The sequence below is a fragment of the Litorimonas sp. genome, from assembly GCA_029936425.1.
In the GTDB taxonomy this organism is placed as follows: Bacteria; Pseudomonadota; Alphaproteobacteria; order Caulobacterales; family Maricaulaceae; genus Litorimonas.
The window spans coordinates 1-2,251 of record JAPYSU010000061.1; the positions used below are offsets into that span (position 1 = coordinate 1).

Annotated in this window: 2 protein-coding genes; both read left to right on the plus strand. The window is 49.3% G+C overall.

Annotated elements, in window-relative coordinates; genetic code table 11:
* A partial coding sequence (locus ACN0IC_RS15015) for a hypothetical protein (protein ID WP_416879574.1) occupies positions 1–871 on the plus strand: 871 nt, incomplete at its 5' end.
* A 70-nt stretch (positions 872–941) separates the two neighbouring features.
* The coding region (locus ACN0IC_RS15020) for an ATP-binding protein (RefSeq protein ID WP_416879575.1) at positions 942–2,251 on the plus strand (1,310 nt) is incomplete at its 3' end.

The window sequence follows — 2,251 nt, forward strand, 5'->3', positions numbered from 1 at the left end:
GCTCAATGGAAGTCTGCTAAACCTAGCTCAGGATGAAGATGGACCTTACTGGACCTACAAGCATCCCACTGTCTCTGACTCTTATTCTCGATACTTAGCGGGCAGCCCCGAGAAGATCGAAGTTTATCTGAAAGGCGCTCGTTCTAGTACGTTGGTTTTTTCGGTGGTTTGCCCGGGAATAAACATTGGCGGTGCCCCGGTAGTCGTGCCGAAAAGCCATTTTCCGCTTCTTCTCAATCGAGTCTCCAAATTGGACGTGAGGTCGCTCCGGACCTTTATCTCCTATCGAGCAAACAGAGAGTTTGCTAAAATGCTCTTGGAAACCCGACCTGATATCATGGAGATTAGTTCCTTCTTTCCCCCGATTGCTGAGGACTCAGACTCATCGGTTTTTTCACGGCTTCATAGCTTTGACCTACTTCCAGAGGATCGGCGGCAAAAGTTTGTTGAAGCTGTTCGTGACGCGGCAATAGAAGCAGCAGATTCTTCGGCCTTTGACGGTGGATTGGTTGAAAACGTCCTTACGGAAGGTGAAAAAGAAGAGATCTTGAATGTCGTTCGCGATGGTGTCTTGGCGAACATTGAGCAACAGGTCGAACTTCAAGCAGATAGCTGGGACAGGGATTATCCGCCAGACAACCATTTTGATGACTTGGTGGAGTCCATCGAGCGCTTCGTAAGGCTCACAATTCCAACAACTGAACAACAAGCTTACCTAACGAAGCTTCAACATGAGGTCAGCTGGGCAGTGAGCCGCCTCGACGAGGATTATTCGCCCGAATCTTCTACAAGCGCACCCACAGCACGTTCAAAGCCAGCGCGTGCTGGACTTGCGGATCTCTTTCGAGACGTAGATGCGGACAACTCATGACTTTCAAAACCAGTCATAATTTGCAGCCTTGATGCTTTAACAACAAACATTTCACGAAGGAGGCGGACACTTGCGAGTTGCTACAATTATTCTGGAAAATTTCCGTTCATACAAAGCGCTGACAAGGATTTCGATTTCTAATCTCACAGGGATCATCGGGAAGAATGATGCTGGAAAATCGACGATACTTGAAGCACTGGATATCTTCTTTGAAGGTAAGGTAATCAAAATTGATCCCAGTGACGCTAGTAAGGGAGGCGATGCAAAAACGGTACGGATCGGCATAGTCTTTGAGGATTTGCCGACCGAATTGATCCTCGATTCAAATGCGTTGACGACCCTTCAGGCAGAGCATCTGCTAAACGAAGAAGGGCAACTCGAAGTTCATAAAATTTTCAACTGCCAGAATCAAACACCGAAGGCGACGATCTACGCTCACGCCGTACACCCAACTACGGAAGGCGCGGACGATGTTCTTCAAAAAACGCAAGCCGAGTTGCGCAAGACCATTAAGGAACGGGGCCTCGAAAACAACTGTAATCAAGCTGCAAACCCTTCTATGCGGCAAGCGATCTATGATTCATTTGGCGACCTCGCACCGACATTGCGTGAAATCCCGTTAAACGATCAAAACGGCAAAGCTGTGTGGACATCACTTCAATCATACATGCCGATATTCGCACTCTTTCAATCGGACCGACCTAGCAGTGACCAGGACCCTGAAGTCCAAAATCCAATGAAATTAGCTATTGAAAAAGCTCTGGAGGATCTGGAGCCGGAGCTAGAGGCAATTACCAAGGAAGTGCATAAGCGGGCACAGGAAACCGCGCAACGAACGCTAGACAAGCTAAGCGAGTCGTATCCTGCAATCGCGAATACGCTCGAACCGAAATTCAAGAAGCCACCTTGGAAGAACATCTTTAAACTTGATCTTGAGGCGGATGATGGGATTCCGCTTAACAAGAGGGGCTCGGGCGTCCGGCGCCTAGTGCTTATGAGCTTCTTTCAAGCGGAAGCTGAAAAACGTCGAATTGATGCACAAGCCGGGCAAGCCCCTCAGAGACGCGTAATTTACGCAATTGAGGAGCCTGAGACTTCCCAACACCCGGACAGTCAGGAACAAATAATTGGCGCGCTTCGAGCCCTCTCAGAGGCTGGCGACCAAGTAATCCTTACTACCCATGTCCCTGCTCTAGCAGCATTGATTCCGGTTGAAAGCCTCCGGTTTGTTGACCGCGATCCCGTTTCCGATGGGGTGCGCGTCAGAAGTGGCTCGGAGGATGAAAACGTCTATGAAGAAATCGCCGCCACCTTGGGCGTCCTTCCTGATCCTCTCGCGCAACAAGGAATAAAGGTGGCCGTATTGGTTGAGGGTAAAAC